Source organism: Halorubrum sp. GN12_10-3_MGM (assembly GCF_005435235.1).
GTDB lineage: Archaea > Halobacteriota > Halobacteria > Halobacteriales > Haloferacaceae > Halorubrum > Halorubrum ezzemoulense.
This window is the reverse complement of the sequence record NZ_SGUB01000026.1, coordinates 1-18,285: the sequence shown is the minus strand read 5'-3', so window position 1 is coordinate 18,285 and position 18,285 is coordinate 1. Positions and strand designations below refer to the sequence as shown.

Below are 18,285 nucleotides of genomic sequence, written 5' to 3'. Positions count from 1 at the left end.
TTCGACAATGAGTCTGAAAAAACAAGACGACATGGACCACAACGCGTGGCTCAAGAGTCAGGACCTCACGGCTATCGAGACGGCGTTCCTGACCACGCTCATCTGGCTGGACAAGCGGCTTCGCATCGTCGACTACCTCGAACTGCTGGAGACGATGTACTACCGCGCGAACCTCCAGATGCCGAAGAGCCACACCGAGCAGTACGACCTCGACAACAAGTTCTGGTACTGGTACCCGCTGTACTCGCTCGGGTCCCTCTCTATCATCGCATACCTGCTCGCGGCGGTCTCCGGCGCGCTGCTCGGGTTCTATTACGCACCGTCGACCGCCGGTGCGGCGGCGCAGGGCGACCCGACGGCGGCGTACGACTCGATGGTGATGATCATGACGGACGTCCAGTTCGGGTTCATGCTCCGGGCGATCCACCGCTGGGCGGCGCAGTTCATGGTGGCGGCGGTGTTCCTCCACATGCTGCGCGTCTACTTCACCGGCGCGTACAAGGAGCCGCGCGAGGTCAACTGGATCCTCGGCGTCGTGCTCATCGCCCTGACGCTGCTGTTCGGCTTCTCCGGGTACGTCCTCCCGTGGAAGCAGCTGTCCTTCTGGGCGGCGCAGATCGGCGTCGAACTGGCGCTCGCGACCCCGATCGTGGGCGAGTGGGCGGCCCAGTTGCTGTTCGGCGGCTTCACCCTCGGACAGGCGACGCTCGTGAGAATGTACATCCTGCACGTGTTCGTGCTGCCGTTCGTGGTCACCGCGCTCATCGCGGTCCACGTGGGCATCGTCTGGGTGCAGGGCATCGCGGAACCGCACTAATCCAATGACCGACGACACCACTCCCATGACGGACGGAGGCACCGACGACGAGGCGCGGACCGACGGCGGCCCCCCGGCGACCGTCCCGCCGGACGACGAGACGCCGACCTGGTCGGAGCGCAAGGAGCGCAGCCAGGGGCTCGCACAGCTCACCTACCAGTACTTTGAGCGGTCCCGCCGCGAGGACGAGGACCTCCGCGCGGAGTCCACGTACGTCGAGCGCGACGTGCTCGGCTTCCCGACGTGGCCCCACGAGACGATCCGGAACCTCGCTATCACGTCGTTCTTCCTCGGGATCATGCTGCTCGTGGCGTCGATCCTTCCGGGGCACTTCGGGGACCCGGCGAACCCCGGATCGACGCCGGCGATCATCCTGCCCGACTGGTACCTCTACTGGTCGTTCGGACTGCTGAAACTCAGCCCGATCAACCCCGAACTCGCAGTGTTGGGCGGCAACATCGTCATGTCCAACGAGCTGTACGGGCTCGTTGCCCACGGCGCCATCTTCGGCGTCATCACGCTCGTCCCCTTCCTCAACAAGGGGAACGCGCGGCGTCCCGTCGAGGAGCCGGGCTGGGCGGCGCTCGGGATGACCGGCGTCGTGCTGGCGATCACGCTGGCGGTGCTCGCCATCCAGAACTTCTTCCCCGTCCCGCTCGAGCTGCTGTTCTCGCTCGTGTTCATGCTCCCCGTCGTCGCCGGCATCATCACCTACGCGGTGTTGAAGACGATGCGCGAGGGGTACATGTACGACCTCAACCGCCGGTACTTCATGCTCCGCCCGCCGAAGTAACCGGTCGAGCCCCGCCCGCTTCGCCCCCGTGACCGACGCGCGGTCGCGGTCCGGTCCAGCCGTTCAGACGCTCCGTATCACCCATGTCATCCTCAACAGACGGCGACTCCTCGCAGGCGTTCGACGAGACCGGCGATCCGATCGCGGCCGACGACGACGCCGAGCCCCGCACCGAGCCGACAGGCCCGCGGGAGGGCCCGAGCGGCCGAGAGATCGTCGTCCCGTTCCGGCTGTACAAGGCCGTCACCGTCTTCTCGACGCTCGCCGCGGTCGTCACCTACTTCGTCGGGTTCACCCTCATCGACGCCGCGACGCTCCAGATCAGCTTCGTCCGGACGACCATCGTCTATCTGCTCGACAACGCCGGACTCCTGCCCCCGGAAGACGTGCTGGTGGCGATACTGGCGATCACGGGCGTGGGATTCATTATCCTCGGAACCGCCGTGTACGTGCTCGGGACCCGGTTCCGCGGACAGGGGATGGGAAAGTCTCAAGACGACCCCAGCGAAACATGAGATAATGGCAGACGAGTTCATGAAGGGCTTCGCCCTGTTCGCGATCGGCGGTCTCGGGTGGATCACCTTCGGCGGCTGGTACCGGACGCCGTCGTACTACCAGGTGTCGCAGCTCGTGAACCCGGCGGAGGGCGTGAACACGGCGTACGGCGAGATCGGCGTGTTCGCGGGCGACATGTTCTTCTGGCTGATGGTGCTCGGCGCGGCGACGTTCTGGGTGCTCATCCCGGCCAGCCGCCAGCTCCGTGACGCTCTCAACGGCGGCGACGAAGACGCCGCTGCGAACTGAACGCGAAACGCTCGTCTCGTTTCTCCGCTCTTCCTCGCGCCGTTCACCGGCGACGCGACGGCGACCGCCGGCGAACCGAGGGATTTTCACCGCCGCTCGTCCCACCCACGGCCATGAGTGAGCCGACGCGCCCCTTCGCGGTTCTCGGCGAGGGCGACCCGGCGGCGGCGATCCGATCGGCGGCGACCGACGCGGGCGCCCCGCTCGTCGACCGCGCCGAGGCAGACGTGGTCGTCGCCGTCGGCGAGGCCGCGCTCCGCGAGGCGATGCGCGCGGCCGCGAGTACGGACACGCGCGGTCACCCGATCCTCCCGGTCGGAACGGGCCGTCACGCGGTCGACCCGAGTCTCGTGACCGACCTCGTCGTCGACGGGCCGGCTCCCGAGTTCGACGCGTTCTCCCGCGTCGCTCATCCGGTCGTCGCGGTCGAACGGCCGGATAGCCGCCGCCGGTTCGCGGCCGCCGATGTCGCGTTCGTGACGGCGGCGCCGGCCCGGATATCCGAGTACGAGATCGCGTTCTCCGACGGCGAGTCGGCGTCGGTGCGCGCGGACGGCGCCGTGGTCGCGACGCCGCTCGGGAGTGAGGGGTATGCGGCGGCGGCCGGCGGGCCGCTGGTATCGCCCGGGGCGGGCCTCGCTGTCGTCCCCGTCTCGCCGTTCACGACCGCTCCCGACACGTGGGTCGCGAGCGGCCGCCTCGGGGTCACCGTCGAGCGCGAGGAGGAGTCGGTCGCGCTGGTCGTCGACGGGGACCGCTGGGGGACTGTCGAGCCACATCGCGCGGTCAGGATCGAGGCCGCGACGACGGTCGATCTCCTCGCTCCGACGGCGGAGCAGGGGTGATCCCTCCTCCGGTGGCGGCGACGGCTCGTTCCGATCGCAGCGACGGACGGCTCGTTCCGATCGCAGCGACGGACGGCTCGTTCCGATCGCAGCGACGCCGCCCCTCCCCGCGGGCGCGCCGATCGGAAACACTCTAATACGTCGTGAACGGAAGTGGTGGATATGGACCCACTGCAGTTCCTCGTTCCCCTCGGCTGGCTGTCGGCCGTCGGGCCGGCGCTGCCGTACGCGATCTTCGTGATGACAGTCGCGAACCTCGCCACGCGGCACCTCGCGCACAGGCGGCACGTCGAACAGGGACAGGAGGCGGACAGCGTGGAGGCGTACACGCCGCACGTGTTCACTAACGTCGGGCTTGTCCTCCTCTCGTTCGTCTACATCCTCGGTTCGCCGGTGAGAGGGACGATCCTCTCCGTGCTCGTCCTCGCGATGTTCGTCGCCGACTTCTTCGAGCTGGAGGCCCGCAACGTCGAGGCCCGGAACGACATGACGATCGAGGCGCCGAAGAGCTCGATCGCCGCCTCGCTCGTCGTGTTGGTGTGGTCGTCGTACTTCGCGCTGTTCTTCCTCGTCGAAGGGATCTGGAACCAATTCGTCGTCGCCTGACGAACCGCGGACCGTCACTTTCTCGCTCGCCTCGCGTCAGAACGGCCAGTCGCCGGTGAGCTTCATCCCCGTCGCCTTCCCCTCGGCTTCGAGCGCCGCCGCGATCTCGTCGGTGTCGCGGCGGGGAACCGACGCGTCCGCCTCGGCGAGCTCGACGACCAGCTCGGTCAGGAGGATCGCCTGCTCGCGGAGGTTTCGCGACTCCAGCTTATCCAGCGTGTCGGCGTGGGTGTGGCCCCAGCCGCGGCCGCGCCCCTCGGTCTCGCCCGAGACCATGTACCCGGGGATCCCCCGCTTCACGAACGGCCAGTGGTCGCTGTGGGGGACCAGCTCGCTCCCCGTCGCGATCGGGTGGTCGAAGCGGTCGCTCACACGGTCGGCGGCCGCCGCCAGCGCGTCGAAGTCGTGGTGGTCGAGCCGCAGCGTCCGACCGAACACGTTGCTGTCGACGTTGACGACCGCGCGGACCGCCTCCCTGTCGGCCGCCTCGGCGGCCACGGACGAGCCGACGAGCCCGACCTCCTCGGCGCCGAACGCGGCGAACCGGACCCGCACGTCGAGCTCGCCCTCGCGCGCAGCGAGCGCCCGCGCGACCTCGACGATCGTCGCCGTCCCCGCCCCGTTGTCCATCGCGCCCTCCGCGATGTCGTGGGCGTCGACGTGCGAGGAGACGAGCAGGTGTTCGTCGGTGTCGGGGCCGAGTTCGGCGACCGCGTTGCCGCTCGTCGCCGTCGGCGTCTCGCAGTCGACCGCGACGGTCAGGTCGTCGCCCTCGCGTCGCCGCGCCAGCCGGGCGCCGGCCTCCTTCGAGACGCCGACCGCCGGGATCGCCCCCACGGGCGCCTCCGCGGTCCCGACACTCCCGGTCGGCGGGAGGGTCCCCTCGACGTGGTTGGCGAAGACGAAGGCGGCGGCGCCGGCGTCGACCGCGCGGTAGTACTTCTCCCGGCGATGGATGAATCGGTCGACGGCGTCGGGGGTGTCCGACGACACCATCACGACCTTCCCCTCGAGGTCGGCCTCGAAGTCCGCTGGAACGCCGTGACCGAGGTCGACGAACTCCCCGGTCACCTCGGCGCTCGGGCTGCGCGGTAGCGCGATACACGCGTTCGGGCCGACGGCGACTGGCTCGTCCGTCGCGGCCTCGCGGACCGCGCTGTCGCCGCGCTCCCAGCCCTGTATCTCGAACTCCTCGACCGCGGCGTTCCGCGCGCCGGCCGCGGCGAACGCGTCACGGGTCAGCTCAAGCGCCTCGCGCTCGCCCGCCGAACCGGCCATGCGGTCGCCGACGTCGACGAGGTCGAGGAGGTGGTTCCAGCCCGCGTCGCTCGTGAACGTCTCGCCGATCCAGTCGGTCATGGGTGTGGGTGTCGCGGCCGCCGGTCAAGCGTTTCGGTGGCGGCGGGGGCGGCCGGGATCCCCCGGCGAGACGCCGGGGCCGAGGGGGAGGAGTTAGACCGGGACGGCCGGCAGGAGGACCGTCGCGGCCTCGGCGGCCGCGAACGTCGAGTCGTACAGGTGGTTCAAGAGGAGGTAGGTGACGACCCCGAGCGCGAGCGAGAGGATCCACGCGCTCGCGGCGATCCGACCGACGCGCCGGTGTGGCGTCTCCGTCCGGAGCTCCTGTTCTGTGTGGGTGAGCCCGAGGACGATCGCGTAGAGGACGACGGGGACCGAGACCACGGAGAGAATGATGTGGATCGCGAGCATGATCAGGTACGCGGGGTACACCCAGTCCCACAGCGGGACCCACGCGTACGACGAGTCGAGGACGAACTCCTTGGTGCCGCCCCCGGCGACCTTCGGGAGGTACATCCCGAGGAACAGGAGGATGAGGACGAACGACGTCGTCATCGCCGCCGCGTGCTTTTTCACCTCGTCGTTCCGGATCCAGTACCAGCCGAGCGAGAGGGAGATCACGGTGACCGTGTTGACGGCCGCGATGGCGTGCGCGAGCAGATTGACCGTTTCCTGCGTGAGCGTCGGGAACAGCGCTTGGAACTCCGGAACGAGGAACACGCCCCCCACGGCGCCGTAGCCGACGACGGTGAGGAGGACGGTTATCGCGGTGGCCCGCTCTTTGGCCCGGTCGCGAACGCTGGCGGTGGACATATCAGGTGTACTCCCGGGAGCGTTATTGGCCTTTCGAGGTCGGAATCGAGAGCCGGCGATCGGGGACGACGCGGGGCTGTTCCGCAGGGGTGACGCGGGGCCGTTCTTCGGGGGCGACGCGGGGCCGTCCGGCGGCGTCCCGCGCGCCGAACCGGGATCACTCCTCGATGACGCCGGTCGCGGTCGCGACCCCTATCGCCGCCTCCTCGTTGATCCCGCCCTGGAGGATGGTGTAGCGGTCGCGGATCTCGTGGGCGCTCGTGAGCGCGGCGATGAGCTCCGCGTCGTCGATCCCCAGCTCGCCCGCGGTCGTCGGGGCGTCGAGCTCGGCGAGCGCGTCGCGGATCGCCGCCCACCGCCCATTCTCGCCGCTGTGGAGGAACTCCGTCATGATCGACGCCACGCCGACCTGGTGGCCGTGGAGCGCCTTCCCCGGCGCGATGCGGTCGAGCTGGTGGGAGATGAGGTGTTCCGCGCCCGAGGCGGGCCGCGAGGAGCCGGCGATCGACATCGCGACCCCGGAGGAGACGAGCGCCTTCACCACGACCCACGCCGACTCCTCTAGGCCCGGGCGGATCATGTCGGCGTTCTCGACGAGCAGCTCCGCGGTCATCTCCGAGAGCGCGCCCGCGTACTCGCTGTACTCGACGTTCCGCAGGCGGCGGGCGAGCCGCCAGTCCTTCACCGCGGTGTAGTTAGAGATGATGTCCGCACAACCCGCGGTGGTGAGCCGCCACGGGGCGTCCGCGAGCAGCGTCGTGTCCGCCACGACGGCGAGCGGCGGGTCGGCGGCGACCGAGTGGCGCGTGTCGCCCTCTGGGATCGACGAGCGCCCCGAGACGATACCGTCGTGGGAGGCGACCGTCGGGACGGAGACGAAGCCGACGTCGAGGTGGTCAGCTGCCATCTTCGCGATGTCGATCGGCTTGCCGCCGCCGAGCGCGATGAGGTAGCCCGGGTCGACCGCCTCCGCGGTCTCCTTCAGGTCCTCGACGGCCGCGAAGGAGGCGTTCTCCACGACCGCGGTCGCGGGGTCGTCGAACTGGGCTCTGACGCGGTCGCCGGCGATCTCGTTCGGCGTCGGGCTCGTCACGATCAGCGGCCGCCCGGTGAGATAGAGCTCGCCGACCGCCTCCCCGAGGTCGTCGAGGACGTCGTGTCCCACGAGGACGTTCCGCGGGAGCTTGATCCACGTCGTCTTCTCGAACATACGGGACGGTCGCGCCGACGGGTCAAAGCCGTTGTCCATGTACGGCGGGCGCGGCCGCCGCGGAGCGGCCGACGGGCGACGGCCGCCCCGGTTACGCCCCAAGCGCGGCCAGCGTCGTCGCCGCGTCGTAGAGGAAGTAGACGCCGAAGCCGGCGAGCACGAACGCCGACGCGACGGCGACGATCGGGGCGAACGCCTCGATCCTGCGCTCCGCGGCGACGAGTCCCGTGGGGAAGCCGAGGACCCAGACCAGCACGCCGAGGAAGAACCCGCCGATGAGCGCGGGCGAGCCGGTGGCGACCACGAGCGTCCCGGCGAGGTCGGCTCCGACCACCGGGAGCCGGGACAACACGTCGAGTTCGCCCGGCTGAAGCAGGCCGACGCCGATCGTCAGCCAGAACAGCACCTGGTACGGGTTCGTCAGGGCGAGCACCAGCGCCTTGCGGAACCCCTTCCCCTCGGCCGCGATCGGCTCCTCGCCGGAGGTCGGACGGAACGACGCCCGCGCGCCTTGGGCCGCGCCGACGGCGAAGTACAGCATGAGGACGCCGCCGACCGCGACCATGACGCCCTGTAACAGCGGGAACGACTCCACGACCGCGACGACGCCGACGTACGCGAGGACGAAGAAAATCGCGTCGGCGGTCGCCGCGCCGAGGCCGGCCCGGAAGCCGGCGAAGCGACCGCGGAGGACGGCCTCCTCGGCGATCACCGCGTTCATCGGACCGGGCGGCGCCGCGAGCGCCAGCCCGAAGACGACGCCCGCGCCGAGCGTGACGAGGGTACTCACACCGCTCGCAACGACCGGTCTCGTGAAAAACCCCGCGACAGCGACGCGGTCGGTAGTGGTCGTTTCCGGGCGCTGCGACCGAGATACGGACATCGGACGCCAGATCCGCACACGGCGGGCGGGGCCGGAAGCTACACGTCTTGGAGCTCCGCGTCCCGGAGCGCCTCGTTGAGGTCCTCGCGGACGCGCTCGCCGGTCTCGCGGTCCATCGCCGTGGTGACGATCCGGTTCTCCTGGACGCTGGAGCCGTCCCGCAGGAGTAGCCGGACGTTACCGTTGGTCCCCGCGCGCGTCGCCTTCGCGCGGAGGCCGGTCCGCGACCCCGTCCCGCCGGCGTCGATGGGACCGGGAACGATCTTCTTCACGTGCGGGTGTTCCGCGACGGTCTGGACGGCCTTCCGCCCCTTGCGGTCGCCGATGAGCGTCGAGTGCGACCCGCCGATCTTCTCGCGCGGCGGGGTCTCGACCACCGCCAGCGACCGGTCGCCGCGACGGTCGAGCACCCACTCTACGAGGGGGCTCACGTCCGGCTTCCCGCCGTCGTCTGCGGGGTCGCTCGCCGTTGTCCCGTCTCGGTCGCTCCCGCCGGCGCCGCCGTCGGGCACCCGGTAGAACTCGTGGTGGAGCTGCGCGCGCGTCTCGCGGAGCGGCTCGCGCTCGCCGGCGGCGTAGACGGTCTCCGGTCGCTTGCGTCGGATCTCGTCGGCGACGCGCCCCGCGAAGTTCCGCAGTTGGACCTCCGTCAGGCGCTCGGTGTCCTCCGGGCGCGTGGTGATCGTCGTCTCGCCGACGACGGCGTCCTCGTCCAACATCGTCAGGTGCGCGCGGTCGGCGTCGAACTCGGCGACGACCGCGTCGGCGTTGGCGGTGTTACAGGTCAAACAGTAGTCCCCCGGCTTCTCTAACGGGGTCCCACACCGCCGACAGTTCATACCGACAACACGGCCGTGGAAGGTAAAAGCGCGTCCGTTCGCCGCCGGTCTCGGGGCCCGCTCGCCGCCGTACACCGTCGCGCCCACCGCTGATCCGGAGCGACAGCTTATAATCCTCCCCGGCCTCGGTACCGGACATGGACGGAGACCGACGCCGCGACGCCGAGACCGGCTCCGACGCGAGCGTCGGCGACGGGGAGTCCGGCGAAGACCTCGCCGGCACGCTGGGATCCGTCGAGGACAGACTCACGCAGCTGATCCGCGACGGCCGGCTCAACGCCCTCGTCGCGTGGGCGATGATCGCCGTCCTGGGCGGAGTCCTCGTCGAGAGCGCGCTCGACTACGACCTGCTGTCGGCGGCGATCGCGGTCGGACTCGGCGGCGTCTTGCTCGCGCCCACGGTCGCGGCTCGCGACTGGCGGACGATGCTCCCGGCCGAGCTGGTGGGCCTCGCGCTGCTCCCGGTCCTCGTGGGCGCGCTCCTCGGCGGCGAGTTAGGGACGTTCGCGGCGTACGTCGCCATCGCGGCGCTGGCGCTCGTGATCGCCGTCGACCTCCACATGTTCACGTCGCTGCGGCTCACCCACTGGTTCGCGGTCGCCTTCGTCGTGATGACGACGCTGGCGACGGCGGCGGTGTGGACGGTGCTGCGCTGGAACCTCGACCAGCGCGTCGGCACCGCGTACCTGACGACGAACGACGCGCTGATGACCGAGTACATGTACGTCACGCTGGCCGGGATCGCGGCCGGACTCCTCTTCGACGGCTACTTCCGCCGCCGGGGACGTCTCCTCCGTCGCGTCATCCGCCGGGTGGTGCGGCGATGACGCTGCTCCCTCGGCTGTCCCTCGCGTCGCAGCGTCGACTCACGGGCGCGATGCAGGTCCTGCTCGTCGGTATCGTCGCGTACGGCTTCCTCGCGGGCGAGCAGAAGGCAGTAAGCAACGGGGTCATTGCGCTCCTCGTCACGCTGGTCCCCGCGGCGCTCGAGCGCCGGTACGACCTCCCGCTCGACCCGTGGCTCGCCCTGTGGATCACGACGGCCGTGTTCCTCCACACGGTCGGCTCGGCCGGGTTCTACGCCCGTGTCGAGTGGTGGGACCACATGACGCACGCGCTGTCGGCCTCCCTGGTCGCCGCAGTCGGCTACACGACGCTCCGGGCGATCGACCTCCACAGCGACGGGATCCGGATCCCGTCGCGGTTCGCGTTCGTCTTCATCGTCCTCATCGTCCTCGCGTTCGGCGTGCTCTGGGAGCTGTTCGAGTTCGGCTTAGACATCGTCGCGACCGAGACCGGCATCGACATGCCGCTCGCGCAGCACGGGCTCGACGACACCGTGCTCGATCTCATGTACAACACCGCGGGCGCGGTGCTGGTCGGGCTGTTCGGACAGGCGCACCTCGCGGGCGTCGCGGAGCTGGTCCGGGACCGGATCTTCGGGAGCGCGACCGAGTAGCGCCGGACGCGAGCCGTAGTCGGACCGCTCAGTCCAGACAGGCCGCGACGACCCGCAGCGCGGCCTCACCCCGGACCTCGTTCGCGAGCAGCGGCACCCGCTTCACGTCCCGGGCGCGGAACAGGTCCGTCGCCTGGCGGAGCGCGCTCTGCTGGACCTCCCACCGGCGGGCGCAGAACTCGCAGGTGTCGGGGTTGGGCTCGACCACCCAGTCGGGGTCGATCCCGGCCCCGTTCCCGCCGGTCACGTCGCCGACGCCCTCCATCACACGGTTGACGACGAGCGTGTTCACCGGGATTCCGAACTCGTCGAGCCGCGCGACGAGCCGCTCGGACTCGACGACGCTCATCTCCTCGGGGATCATCACGACGCGGAAGTCCGTCTTCGCGGGGTCGCGCAGGACCGCTCGGAGTCGCTCGATGCGTTCGCGGAGCTCCTCGAGGTCCGCCGAGGGGTCGGGGTCGTCGTCGCCGCCGCCGAACATCCCCTTGATCCCGTCCATCATCCCGGAGAAGCGCTGCCGGAGCTTCATCACGCGCCCGAGCATCGAGTCCATGATCTCCGGCAGCTGGAGCAGGCGGAGCGTGTGACCGGTCGGCGCGGTGTCGACGACGACGCGGTCGAACCGCGGGTCGTCGAGGTACTCCAGCAGCTGGCGCATCGCCGCCGCCTCGTCGGCGCCGGGCATCGTGCCGCCGAGGAGTCCGCCGAGCCCCTCGCCGTCCTCGCCCTCGGCGCCGCCCATCGGCCCCTCGCCGCCCATGCCGCCCATCGCGTCGCCCATCTCGCCGAGCCCGCCGAGCGGGTCGCCGTCCGCCCCGAACATCCCCTCGTCGACCGCGGCGTCGGGGTCGATCTCGGCGGCGTACAGGGGTACGTCCTCGCGGATGCGCGCCGGCTCGGCGGGGATCTCGGTCTCGTAGGTGTCCGACAGCGAGTGCGCGGGGTCGGTCGAGACGACGAGCGTCCGGACGCCGCCCGCGGCCGAGGCGAGCCCCGTCGCGGCCGCCATCGTCGTCTTTCCGACGCCGCCCTTCCCGCCGTACAGCACGTAGTCGGGCGCGTCGACGCCCGCGGGCAGGTCGGCGAGCTCCTCGTCGACGGTCAGCTCCTCGTCCGTCTCCGCGGGCTCGACCGCGGTGTCGTCGTCGGCCTCGTCGACCCGGTCGACGGGCTCGACGTCGATGTCGTCCATACGCGTGTGTCGGTCCGGTGGGCTTGTGTAGCCGTCGGTCCGGATTCGGCGGCGACCGTCGCGCTTCGAGCGGTGACCGGATGACGCCGCGACCGCGGTCAGCCGAGTCGCTTCATCGAGATCAGCGCGGTCGGAATCATTATCGGGATCGTGAGAATGGCCCCAGTGATCACGACGAACGGCGCGACCCCGCCGACCGGGTACGCGAGCAGGTCGACGGCAAGCAGGTTGACCGTGGTCACAGTCACCGTGTACGCGATCACGGTGAGCACCACGATCGCCGAGAACACGACGCCGACGACGACCGCCGCGTTCGGTCCGTCCGCCGCTCCGTTCGACGCCGGATCACCGCTCATCTGCTGTCTGCCACCATATACTATTGTGTGTATTGCGAACGGCTATAACTATTCCCTTCCCCGCGCGTCCCCGCGCTCGACGGTCGCCCCGAGGTCGGCCATCGCGTCGAAGAAGCCGGGGAAGGAGACGTCGACGTGTTCGGCGCCGCGGACGGTCGTCGTCCCCTCGGCCGCCAGCGCGGCGACGGACAGCGCCATCACGATCCGGTGGTCGGCTCGGCCGTCGACGGTCGCCCCGACGAGATCGCTTTCGCCTCCGTGAATCGTGAGTACGTCCCGCCCTTCGGTCGTCTCGGCGCCGAGCTTTTCGAGTTCCTCGGCCATCGCGGACACCCGGTCGGTCTCCTTGTAGCGGACGTGCTCGCAGTTCTCGATCCGCGTCTCCCCGTCCGCGACCGCGCCGAGCGCGGCGATCGTCGGGAGCAAGTCGGGCGTTCCCCCCACGTCGACGGTGACGCCGGAGAGATCGCCGCGCTCGACCGCGATCGCGCCGGCCTCGCGGTCCCAGTCGACGGGCACGCCCATGCGCTCGACGATCTCGACGATCGCGGCGTCGCCCTGCGCGCTCGGCCGGGCGCCCTCGATCCGGAGCGGCTCGCCGGGCGCGGCCGCGACCGCGCCCGCGCCGAGGAGGTACGAGATAGAGGAGAAGTCGCCGGGGACCGCGTACGTCTCGTCGCTCGGCGCGTACGTCTGTCCGCCCGGGACCGAGAACCCCGCGGCGCCCGCGGCACCGTCGAGCGGATCGCCGTCCTCGTCGACCGGGGTCGCCTCGACGCCGAAGTCGGCGAGCAGTTCGAGCGTGATGTCGACGTACGGCGCCGACTTGAGGTCGGTCGTGAGCTCTACCTCGATCCCCTCCTCGGTGACGGCGCCCGCCATCAGCAGCGCGGTGACGTACTGCGAGGAGACGTCGCCGGGGATGGCGACCTCGCCGCCGGCGAGCGGGCCGGTCACGACGAGCGGGGCCCGCCCGTTCGACCGCGTCGACTCCGCGCGGACGTCGAGGTCGGCGAGCGCGTCGAGGAGCGGACCCTGCGGGCGCGAGCGGAGCGACTCGTCCCCGGTGAGGACGGTGGTGCCGTCCGCGAGCGCGGCCGCGGCGGTGACCAGCCGCATCGTCGTCCCCGAGTTCGCGCAGTCGATCACGTCGTCGGGGACGGCGGGGCGGCCGCCGAACCCCTCGACCGAGAGCGCGTCGGCGCCCGTCAGGCCGGGCTCGCCTTCGGCGGTCGAACTCCCGTCTCCGGCGCGCGCGACCGAACCGCCGAACGCCGCGACGGCGCGGGCGGTCGCTCGCGTGTCCGCGGACACCAGCGGCGACTCGACGGTCGCGCCGTCGCTGTAGCCGGCGGCGAGCAGCGCGCGGTGGGTGTAGCTCTTCGACGGCGGCGCGCGGGCGGTCCCTCGCAGGGTCGAGCGCGTGACGTGGACGTCCATACCAGTCCTGCCGGCCGCGGCGACAAGTCGGTACCGACAGCGGCACGATTGCGGTCGGGACCTCGCCGGCGTGACCCGCGCCCGGCGCCGCGGCACACCCTTTATACCATCGGGAGCGCTAGCGTCGCATATGCCCCAGTGTGAGATGTGCGGCGCCGAGGAGGCCTCGCTGACGACGACGAAGGTCGAAGGCGCCGAGCTGGAGCTCTGTAGCTCGTGTACGGACTTCGGCACCGAGGTCCGCGACGAGTCGACGAGCTCCAGCGGCGGCAAGTACTCCACCAGCTCCAGCACCGGGAAGTCGTCTTCGTCGTCCGGATCGTCCGGCTCCGGCGGCTCGTCGGGGAGCTCGACTCGCCCCCGCGACATGTTCGACGACATGGACGAGATCGCCACCGACTACGACGAGCTGATCCGCGATGCGCGGGAGTCGCGCGGGCTGAGCCAGGAGGAGCTGGCCGACCAGCTCAACGAGAAGGCGAGCCTCATCCGCAAGCTCGAACGCGCCGACACGCTCCCGACCGACGAGGTCCAGCGCAAGCTCGAGCGCGCGCTCGACATCTCGCTGGTCGAGGGGCAGTCGACCGACGACGCCGACTGGGAGACGGACGACGCCGGCACGATGACGCTCGGCGACGTCGTCAAGCGGAAGGACTGAGCCGCGACGACGCTCCGGCCCCGCCGTACTCGTTATTCCCGGCCCTCAGACGGTCGCGCCGCCGCCGTCCGTCTGCTCCGATCCGCCGTACCGCTCGGTCAGGTAGTCGATGATGTAGTCGACCGTCTCGGGGTCGTAGCTCCAGAACCCGTAGAACTCGCCGGGCGCGCGCTCCTCGGCGAGCAGCGCGCACTTGGCGTCCTCGTAGCCGCCCCCGTCGTACGCGACGAACCACGTCTCGCGGATCTCGGCGGTCTCGCCGACGTGGACCGTGTAGGTGCCGACGTCGGGTGCGTCGCCCTCGGCGGCGGCGTACGCGTGGACGTCAAGCCGGTCCTTCTCGCCAAGCAGGTCGTAGGTGTCCGCCTCCCCGGTGAGGACGTCGAGGGTCTGGAACCCCGCGTGGAGCTCTCCGTCGCCGACCCGCCAGGCGCGGTCCTCGATCTCCCGCGACGCGGCGACCATGTCCTCGCGGGAGTAGGAGGTAAACATCGTCTCGTCGAGGTGATCCAACACCGGCTTCCCGACGTTGCCGGGCGTCTCACCTCGCTCCGCGGGTGTCTCCCCCTCGTCTCCGCCCCGCCCCGGCAGCAGCTCGTCCACGGTGACGCCCGTGACGAACTCGCCGTCCCGCGCCAGCACGGCGAACGCCTCCGGTCCGGAGGCGGTCTGATCGTCGACGATCCGGACGTTGCGGTCGGCGAAATACTCCCGGAGCTCCTCCGTAACCGCCGGTTCTGCGTTGAACACGGTCAGCGTGGCCTCGTGGGCTTCCACGCCGGCGATGAGCTCGATGAGGGACATCTCTTGTCGGACCCACAGCATCGGGGTATAAGGTCGTTTCTGCTCTCCGCCCCCCGGGTCGCCCGGTTCCCGGGGTTGTGAGGGGTCGAAACGACGGGACCCCGAGCGAGCGTCGCGAAGCACGAACCTATTTGCGCCGCGCTCCCCGAGTAGAGGTATGTTCATCCTGGTGAACCTCAAGGCGTACCCGTGCGATCCGATCGAGGTAGCGACCGCGGCCCGCGACGTCGCCGAGGCGTCCGGCGCGCGGATCGCCGTCTCGCCGCAGGCGGCCGACCTCGCCCGCGTCGCCGAGACGGGCGTCGAGACGTGGGCGCAGCACGTCTCGCCGAACGAGCACGGTTCGCACACGGGTTCGACGCTCGCCGAGGCCACCGCCGACAACGGCGCCGAGGGGACCCTGATCAACCACTCGGAGAAGCGACTGAAGCTCGCCGACATCGACGGTTCGGTCCGCGCGGCCGAGCGCGCTGACCTGGAGACGATCGTCTGCGCGAACAACCCCGCGCAGGTCGGCGCCGCCGCCGCGCTCGGCCCCGACGCCGTCGCGGTCGAGCCCCCGGAGCTCATCGGCGGCGACGTCTCCGTCGCCACCGCGGACCCGGGTATCGTCGAGGACGCGGTCGCGGCCGCCGAGGCCGTCGACCCCGCGGTTGACGTGTTCTGCGGCGCCGGTGTCTCCACCGGCGAGGACGTGTCGACCGCCGGCGACCTCGGGGCCGCCGGCGTCCTGCTGGCCTCCGGCGTCGCGAAGGCCGACGACCCCGAGGCGGTCCTCGAAGACCTCGTGAGCGGGATCTGAGCCGGCGAGTCCGGGCCGGTTCGCGTCCGCGAGCCCGAGACCGGCGCTGCGTTTGCGGATCGGTATAAAAACATCGATGTGAGCGACTCACACGATCGAGAAAACGCACGACGGCGGCGGCTTTCTTCTCCCGGGGAGATCGCGGCGTCTAGTAACCTTTAACCGAAACAAGCCGCTATCTGTGACCAAGATGGCGAGCAACAAAATTCTCGGTATCGACCTCGGTACCACCAACTCCGCGTTCGCGGTGATGGAGGGCGACGAGCCCGAGATCATCGCCAACGCCGAGGGCGACCGGACGACGCCCTCGGTCGTCGCATTCGCCGACGACGACGAGCGCCTCGTCGGCAAGCCGGCGAAGAACCAGGCCGTCCAGAACCCCGACCGCACGATCCAGTCGATCAAGCGGCACATGGGCGACGGCGACTACACCGTCGAGATCGGCGACGAGGAGTACACGCCGGAGCAGGTCTCGGCGATGATCCTCCAGAAGATCAAACGCGACGCCGAAGAGTACCTCGGCGACGACGTCGAGAAGGCGGTCATCACCGTCCCCGCGTACTTCAACGACAAGCAGCGGCAGGCGACGAAGGACGCCGGCGAGATCGCCGGCTTCGACGTCGAGCGCATCGTCAACGAGCCGACGGCCGCCTCCATGGCGTACGGGCTCGACGACGAGTCCGACCAGACCGTCCTCGTGTACGACCTTGGCGGCGGCACGTTCGACGTGTCGGTCCTCGACCTCGGCGGCGGCGTCTACGAGGTCGTCGCCACGAACGGGGACAACGACCTCGGCGGCGACGACTGGGACGAGGCGCTCATCGACCACCTCGCCGACGAGTTCCAGAACAACCACGGGATCGACCTCCGCGACGACCGGCAGGCGCTCCAGCGCCTGAAGGACGCCGCCGAGGAGGCGAAGATCGAGCTGTCGAACAAGAAGGAGACCACGGTCAACCTCCCGTTCATCACCGCGACCGACAGCGGGCCGGTCCACCTCGAACAGTCCGTCACCCGCGCGACGTTCGAGAGCCTCACCGCTGACCTCATCGACCGTACCGTCGAGCCGACCGAGCAGGCGCTCGCCGACGCCGACTACTCGAAGTCGGACATCGACGAGGTCATCCTCGTCGGCGGCTCGACACGGATGCCGCAGGTCCAGGAGAAGGTCGAAGAGCTCGTCGGCCAGGAGCCGAAGAAGAACGTCAACCCCGACGAGGCGGTCGCGCTCGGTGCGGCGGTCCAGGGCGGCGTGCTCTCCGGCGACGTCGACGACATCGTCCTCCTCGACGTGACTCCGCTCTCGCTCGGTATCGAGGTGAAGGGCGGCCTCTTCGAGCGGCTCATCGAGAAGAACACCACGATCCCGACCGAGGAGTCGAAGGTGTTCACCACGGCCGCGGACAACCAGACCTCCGTCAACGTCCGCGTCTTCCAGGGCGAACGCGAGATCGCCGAGGAGAACGAGCTGCTCGGCGCGTTCCAGCTCTCCGGCATCCCGCCGGCGCCGGCCGGAACCCCGCAGATCGAGGTCTCGTTCAACATCGACGAGAACGGGATCGTCAACGTGGAAGCAGAGGATCAGGGCTCCGGTAACGCCGAGTCGATCACCATCGAGGGCGGCGTCGGCCTCTCCGACGAGGAGATCGAGGAGATGCAAGAGGAAGCCGAAAAGCACGCCGAGGAGGACGAGGCTCGCCGCGAGCGGATCGAGGCCCGCAACGAGGCCGAGACGACGATCCAGCGCGCCGAGACCCTCCTCGAAGAGAACGAGGAGGAGCTCGACGACGACGAGCTCGTCGCCGACATCGAGGCGGCCATCGAGGACGTCGAGGACGTGCTCGAAGACGAGGACGCCGAGACCGACGAGATCGAGTCCGTGACCGAGGCGCTCACCGAGGAGCTCCAGGAGATCGGCAAGCAGATGTACGAGGGACAGGCCGCGCAGGCCGGTCCGGGCGGCGCGGGCGGCGCCGGTCCCGGCGGGATGGGCGGCGCTGGCGGTCCGGGCGGTCCGGGCGGTGCGGCGGGCCCCGGCGGTGCCGGTCCCGGCGGCGACGCGGACGACGAGGAGTACGTCGACGCCGACTTCGAGGACGTAGACGACGACGAGGAGTAACGCCCTCTCACCCGACGCTCGACGCCTCGACCCCGCCGCTTAAATCGACCCGTCGATCAACACCAATTAACAAACGCAACGCATGACCGAAGATTTCTACGACGTCCTCGGCGTGTCGCGGGACGCCAGCGAGGAGGAGATCAAGAAGGCGTACCGCAAGCAGGCCGCCGAACACCACCCCGACGTCAGCGACGACGAGAACGCCGAGGAGCGGTTCAAGAAGATCCAGAAGGCTAAGGAGGTGCTCACCGACGAGCAGAAGCGCCAGCAGTACGACCAGATGGGCCACGATCGGTTCACCCAGGCCGACAAGCGCGGCGCGACCGGCGGCGGTGCCGGTCCGGGCGGCGCCGGCGGTCCCTTCGGCGGGGCCGGCGGCGCTGGCGGCGCCGGCGGGTTCGAGGACATCTTCAACCAGTTCTTCGGTGGCGGCGGTCGCGGCCGCGGCGGCGGTGGCGGCGGCAACCGCCCGCGGCAGGGGCGCGACCTCAAGACCGGACTGACGATCGACCTCGAAGAGGCGTTCAACGGGGCGACCAAGGA

The 18,285-nt window shown here is 70.1% G+C and carries 21 protein-coding genes; 12 read left to right on the top strand and 9 right to left on the bottom strand.

Annotated elements, in window-relative coordinates; genetic code table 11:
• Nucleotides 1–7 precede the first annotated feature (7 nt).
• From EXE47_RS15330 to EXE47_RS15305, 6 genes are all read left to right on the top strand, one after another.
• Nucleotides 8–817 carry a cytochrome bc complex cytochrome b subunit gene (locus EXE47_RS15330; protein ID WP_049931295.1) on the top strand — a complete coding sequence of 270 codons (810 nt, stop codon included), beginning with the start codon at nucleotides 8–10 and terminating at the stop codon, nucleotides 815–817.
• A 4-nt stretch (nucleotides 818–821) separates the two neighbouring features.
• Complete coding sequence (locus tag EXE47_RS15325; RefSeq protein WP_049931294.1) at nucleotides 822–1,610, top strand: cytochrome b; 789 nt, start codon at nucleotides 822–824, stop codon at nucleotides 1,608–1,610.
• 83 nt (nucleotides 1,611–1,693) lie between these two features.
• Nucleotides 1,694–2,125: a hypothetical protein gene (locus tag EXE47_RS15320; RefSeq protein ID WP_049931292.1), complete on the top strand. Its 432-nt coding sequence runs from the start codon at nucleotides 1,694–1,696 to the stop codon at nucleotides 2,123–2,125.
• Between the two features lie 4 nt (nucleotides 2,126–2,129).
• Nucleotides 2,130–2,414 carry a hypothetical protein gene (locus tag EXE47_RS15315; RefSeq protein WP_049931291.1) on the top strand — a complete coding sequence of 95 codons (285 nt, stop codon included), beginning with the start codon at nucleotides 2,130–2,132 and terminating at the stop codon, nucleotides 2,412–2,414.
• A gap of 113 nt (nucleotides 2,415–2,527) precedes the next feature.
• Nucleotides 2,528–3,259: an NAD(+)/NADH kinase gene (locus tag EXE47_RS15310; protein WP_137708505.1), complete on the top strand. Its 732-nt coding sequence runs from the start codon at nucleotides 2,528–2,530 to the stop codon at nucleotides 3,257–3,259.
• A gap of 162 nt (nucleotides 3,260–3,421) precedes the next feature.
• Nucleotides 3,422–3,865, top strand: a complete 444-nt coding sequence (locus tag EXE47_RS15305) for a hypothetical protein (RefSeq protein ID WP_049931289.1) — start codon at nucleotides 3,422–3,424, stop codon at nucleotides 3,863–3,865.
• A 36-nt stretch (nucleotides 3,866–3,901) separates the two neighbouring features.
• Here the strand turns inward: EXE47_RS15305 and EXE47_RS15300 are convergent, their stop codons facing one another.
• From EXE47_RS15300 to EXE47_RS15280, 5 genes are all read right to left on the bottom strand, one after another.
• Complete coding sequence (locus EXE47_RS15300; protein ID WP_086215853.1) at nucleotides 3,902–5,224, bottom strand: M28 family peptidase; 1,323 nt, start codon at nucleotides 5,222–5,224, stop codon at nucleotides 3,902–3,904.
• A 93-nt stretch (nucleotides 5,225–5,317) separates the two neighbouring features.
• Nucleotides 5,318–5,977 carry a DUF420 domain-containing protein gene (locus EXE47_RS15295; RefSeq protein ID WP_049931287.1) on the bottom strand — a complete coding sequence of 220 codons (660 nt, stop codon included), beginning with the start codon at nucleotides 5,975–5,977 and terminating at the stop codon, nucleotides 5,318–5,320.
• A gap of 157 nt (nucleotides 5,978–6,134) precedes the next feature.
• Nucleotides 6,135–7,187: an NAD(P)-dependent glycerol-1-phosphate dehydrogenase gene (locus EXE47_RS15290; protein WP_049931286.1), complete on the bottom strand. Its 1,053-nt coding sequence runs from the start codon at nucleotides 7,185–7,187 to the stop codon at nucleotides 6,135–6,137.
• A 91-nt stretch (nucleotides 7,188–7,278) separates the two neighbouring features.
• Entirely contained in the window at nucleotides 7,279–7,977 is a 699-nt protein-coding gene (locus EXE47_RS15285) for a LysE family translocator (RefSeq protein ID WP_049931285.1), read from the bottom strand.
• Between the two features lie 131 nt (nucleotides 7,978–8,108).
• Nucleotides 8,109–8,909 (bottom strand): DUF2103 domain-containing protein, encoded by an 801-nt coding sequence (locus EXE47_RS15280; protein WP_049931283.1) that lies wholly within the window; start codon nucleotides 8,907–8,909, stop codon nucleotides 8,109–8,111.
• A gap of 137 nt (nucleotides 8,910–9,046) precedes the next feature.
• Between EXE47_RS15280 and EXE47_RS15275 the strand changes: the two genes are divergently transcribed.
• Together EXE47_RS15275 and EXE47_RS15270 are read left to right on the top strand one after the other, a co-directional pair.
• Nucleotides 9,047–9,736: a hypothetical protein gene (locus EXE47_RS15275; protein ID WP_049931282.1), complete on the top strand. Its 690-nt coding sequence runs from the start codon at nucleotides 9,047–9,049 to the stop codon at nucleotides 9,734–9,736.
• On the top strand, nucleotides 9,733–10,368 hold the full coding sequence (locus tag EXE47_RS15270; RefSeq protein ID WP_089307915.1) for a hypothetical protein: 636 nt from the start codon (nucleotides 9,733–9,735) through the stop codon (nucleotides 10,366–10,368). Before EXE47_RS15275 ends, EXE47_RS15270 begins: the two co-directional genes overlap by 4 nt.
• A gap of 28 nt (nucleotides 10,369–10,396) precedes the next feature.
• Here EXE47_RS15270 and EXE47_RS15265 read toward each other — a convergent pair whose 3' ends face one another.
• From EXE47_RS15265 to aroA, 3 genes are all read right to left on the bottom strand, one after another.
• Nucleotides 10,397–11,563, bottom strand: coding sequence for a TRC40/GET3/ArsA family transport-energizing ATPase (locus EXE47_RS15265; RefSeq protein WP_089307914.1), 1,167 nt, complete (start codon nucleotides 11,561–11,563; stop codon nucleotides 10,397–10,399).
• 98 nt (nucleotides 11,564–11,661) lie between these two features.
• Nucleotides 11,662–11,919 carry a hypothetical protein gene (locus EXE47_RS15260; protein ID WP_049931278.1) on the bottom strand — a complete coding sequence of 86 codons (258 nt, stop codon included), beginning with the start codon at nucleotides 11,917–11,919 and terminating at the stop codon, nucleotides 11,662–11,664.
• A 48-nt stretch (nucleotides 11,920–11,967) separates the two neighbouring features.
• Nucleotides 11,968–13,359 (bottom strand): 3-phosphoshikimate 1-carboxyvinyltransferase, encoded by a 1,392-nt coding sequence (aroA, locus tag EXE47_RS15255; RefSeq protein ID WP_137708504.1) that lies wholly within the window; start codon nucleotides 13,357–13,359, stop codon nucleotides 11,968–11,970.
• A gap of 130 nt (nucleotides 13,360–13,489) precedes the next feature.
• Between aroA and EXE47_RS15250 the strand changes: the two genes are divergently transcribed.
• Nucleotides 13,490–14,017: a multiprotein bridging factor aMBF1 gene (locus EXE47_RS15250; RefSeq protein WP_137708503.1), complete on the top strand. Its 528-nt coding sequence runs from the start codon at nucleotides 13,490–13,492 to the stop codon at nucleotides 14,015–14,017.
• Between the two features lie 45 nt (nucleotides 14,018–14,062).
• Here the strand turns inward: EXE47_RS15250 and EXE47_RS15245 are convergent, their stop codons facing one another.
• Complete coding sequence (locus tag EXE47_RS15245; protein ID WP_086215858.1) at nucleotides 14,063–14,821, bottom strand: DICT sensory domain-containing protein; 759 nt, start codon at nucleotides 14,819–14,821, stop codon at nucleotides 14,063–14,065.
• 157 nt (nucleotides 14,822–14,978) lie between these two features.
• Between EXE47_RS15245 and tpiA the strand changes: the two genes are divergently transcribed.
• The 3 genes from tpiA to EXE47_RS15230 form a co-directional block, all read left to right on the top strand.
• Entirely contained in the window at nucleotides 14,979–15,623 is a 645-nt protein-coding gene (tpiA, locus tag EXE47_RS15240) for a triose-phosphate isomerase (RefSeq protein WP_049931274.1), read from the top strand.
• Between the two features lie 190 nt (nucleotides 15,624–15,813).
• Entirely contained in the window at nucleotides 15,814–17,742 is a 1,929-nt protein-coding gene (gene dnaK, locus EXE47_RS15235; RefSeq protein ID WP_179231113.1) for a molecular chaperone DnaK, read from the top strand.
• Nucleotides 17,743–17,824: 82 nt separating this feature from the next.
• A partial coding sequence (locus EXE47_RS15230; protein ID WP_158293620.1) for a DnaJ domain-containing protein occupies nucleotides 17,825–18,285 on the top strand: 461 nt, incomplete at its 3' end.

Coding starts and splice junctions, on each gene's coding strand:
- EXE47_RS15330 (WP_049931295.1), top strand. CDS start 8: ATGAGTCTGAAAAAACAAGACGACATGGACCACAACGCGTGGCTCAAG.
- EXE47_RS15325 (WP_049931294.1), top strand. CDS start 822: ATGACCGACGACACCACTCCCATGACGGACGGAGGCACCGACGACGAG.
- EXE47_RS15320 (WP_049931292.1), top strand. CDS start 1,694: ATGTCATCCTCAACAGACGGCGACTCCTCGCAGGCGTTCGACGAGACC.
- EXE47_RS15315 (WP_049931291.1), top strand. CDS start 2,130: ATGGCAGACGAGTTCATGAAGGGCTTCGCCCTGTTCGCGATCGGCGGT.
- EXE47_RS15310 (WP_137708505.1), top strand. CDS start 2,528: ATGAGTGAGCCGACGCGCCCCTTCGCGGTTCTCGGCGAGGGCGACCCG.
- EXE47_RS15305 (WP_049931289.1), top strand. CDS start 3,422: ATGGACCCACTGCAGTTCCTCGTTCCCCTCGGCTGGCTGTCGGCCGTC.
- EXE47_RS15300 (WP_086215853.1), bottom strand. CDS start 5,224: ATGACCGACTGGATCGGCGAGACGTTCACGAGCGACGCGGGCTGGAAC.
- EXE47_RS15295 (WP_049931287.1), bottom strand. CDS start 5,977: ATGTCCACCGCCAGCGTTCGCGACCGGGCCAAAGAGCGGGCCACCGCG.
- EXE47_RS15290 (WP_049931286.1), bottom strand. CDS start 7,187: ATGTTCGAGAAGACGACGTGGATCAAGCTCCCGCGGAACGTCCTCGTG.
- EXE47_RS15280 (WP_049931283.1), bottom strand. CDS start 8,909: ATGAACTGTCGGCGGTGTGGGACCCCGTTAGAGAAGCCGGGGGACTAC.
- EXE47_RS15275 (WP_049931282.1), top strand. CDS start 9,047: ATGGACGGAGACCGACGCCGCGACGCCGAGACCGGCTCCGACGCGAGC.
- EXE47_RS15270 (WP_089307915.1), top strand. CDS start 9,733: ATGACGCTGCTCCCTCGGCTGTCCCTCGCGTCGCAGCGTCGACTCACG.
- EXE47_RS15265 (WP_089307914.1), bottom strand. CDS start 11,563: ATGGACGACATCGACGTCGAGCCCGTCGACCGGGTCGACGAGGCCGAC.
- EXE47_RS15260 (WP_049931278.1), bottom strand. CDS start 11,919: ATGAGCGGTGATCCGGCGTCGAACGGAGCGGCGGACGGACCGAACGCG.
- aroA (WP_137708504.1), bottom strand. CDS start 13,359: ATGGACGTCCACGTCACGCGCTCGACCCTGCGAGGGACCGCCCGCGCG.
- EXE47_RS15250 (WP_137708503.1), top strand. CDS start 13,490: ATGCCCCAGTGTGAGATGTGCGGCGCCGAGGAGGCCTCGCTGACGACG.
- EXE47_RS15245 (WP_086215858.1), bottom strand. CDS start 14,821: ATGTCCCTCATCGAGCTCATCGCCGGCGTGGAAGCCCACGAGGCCACG.
- tpiA (WP_049931274.1), top strand. CDS start 14,979: ATGTTCATCCTGGTGAACCTCAAGGCGTACCCGTGCGATCCGATCGAG.
- dnaK (WP_179231113.1), top strand. CDS start 15,814: ATGGCGAGCAACAAAATTCTCGGTATCGACCTCGGTACCACCAACTCC.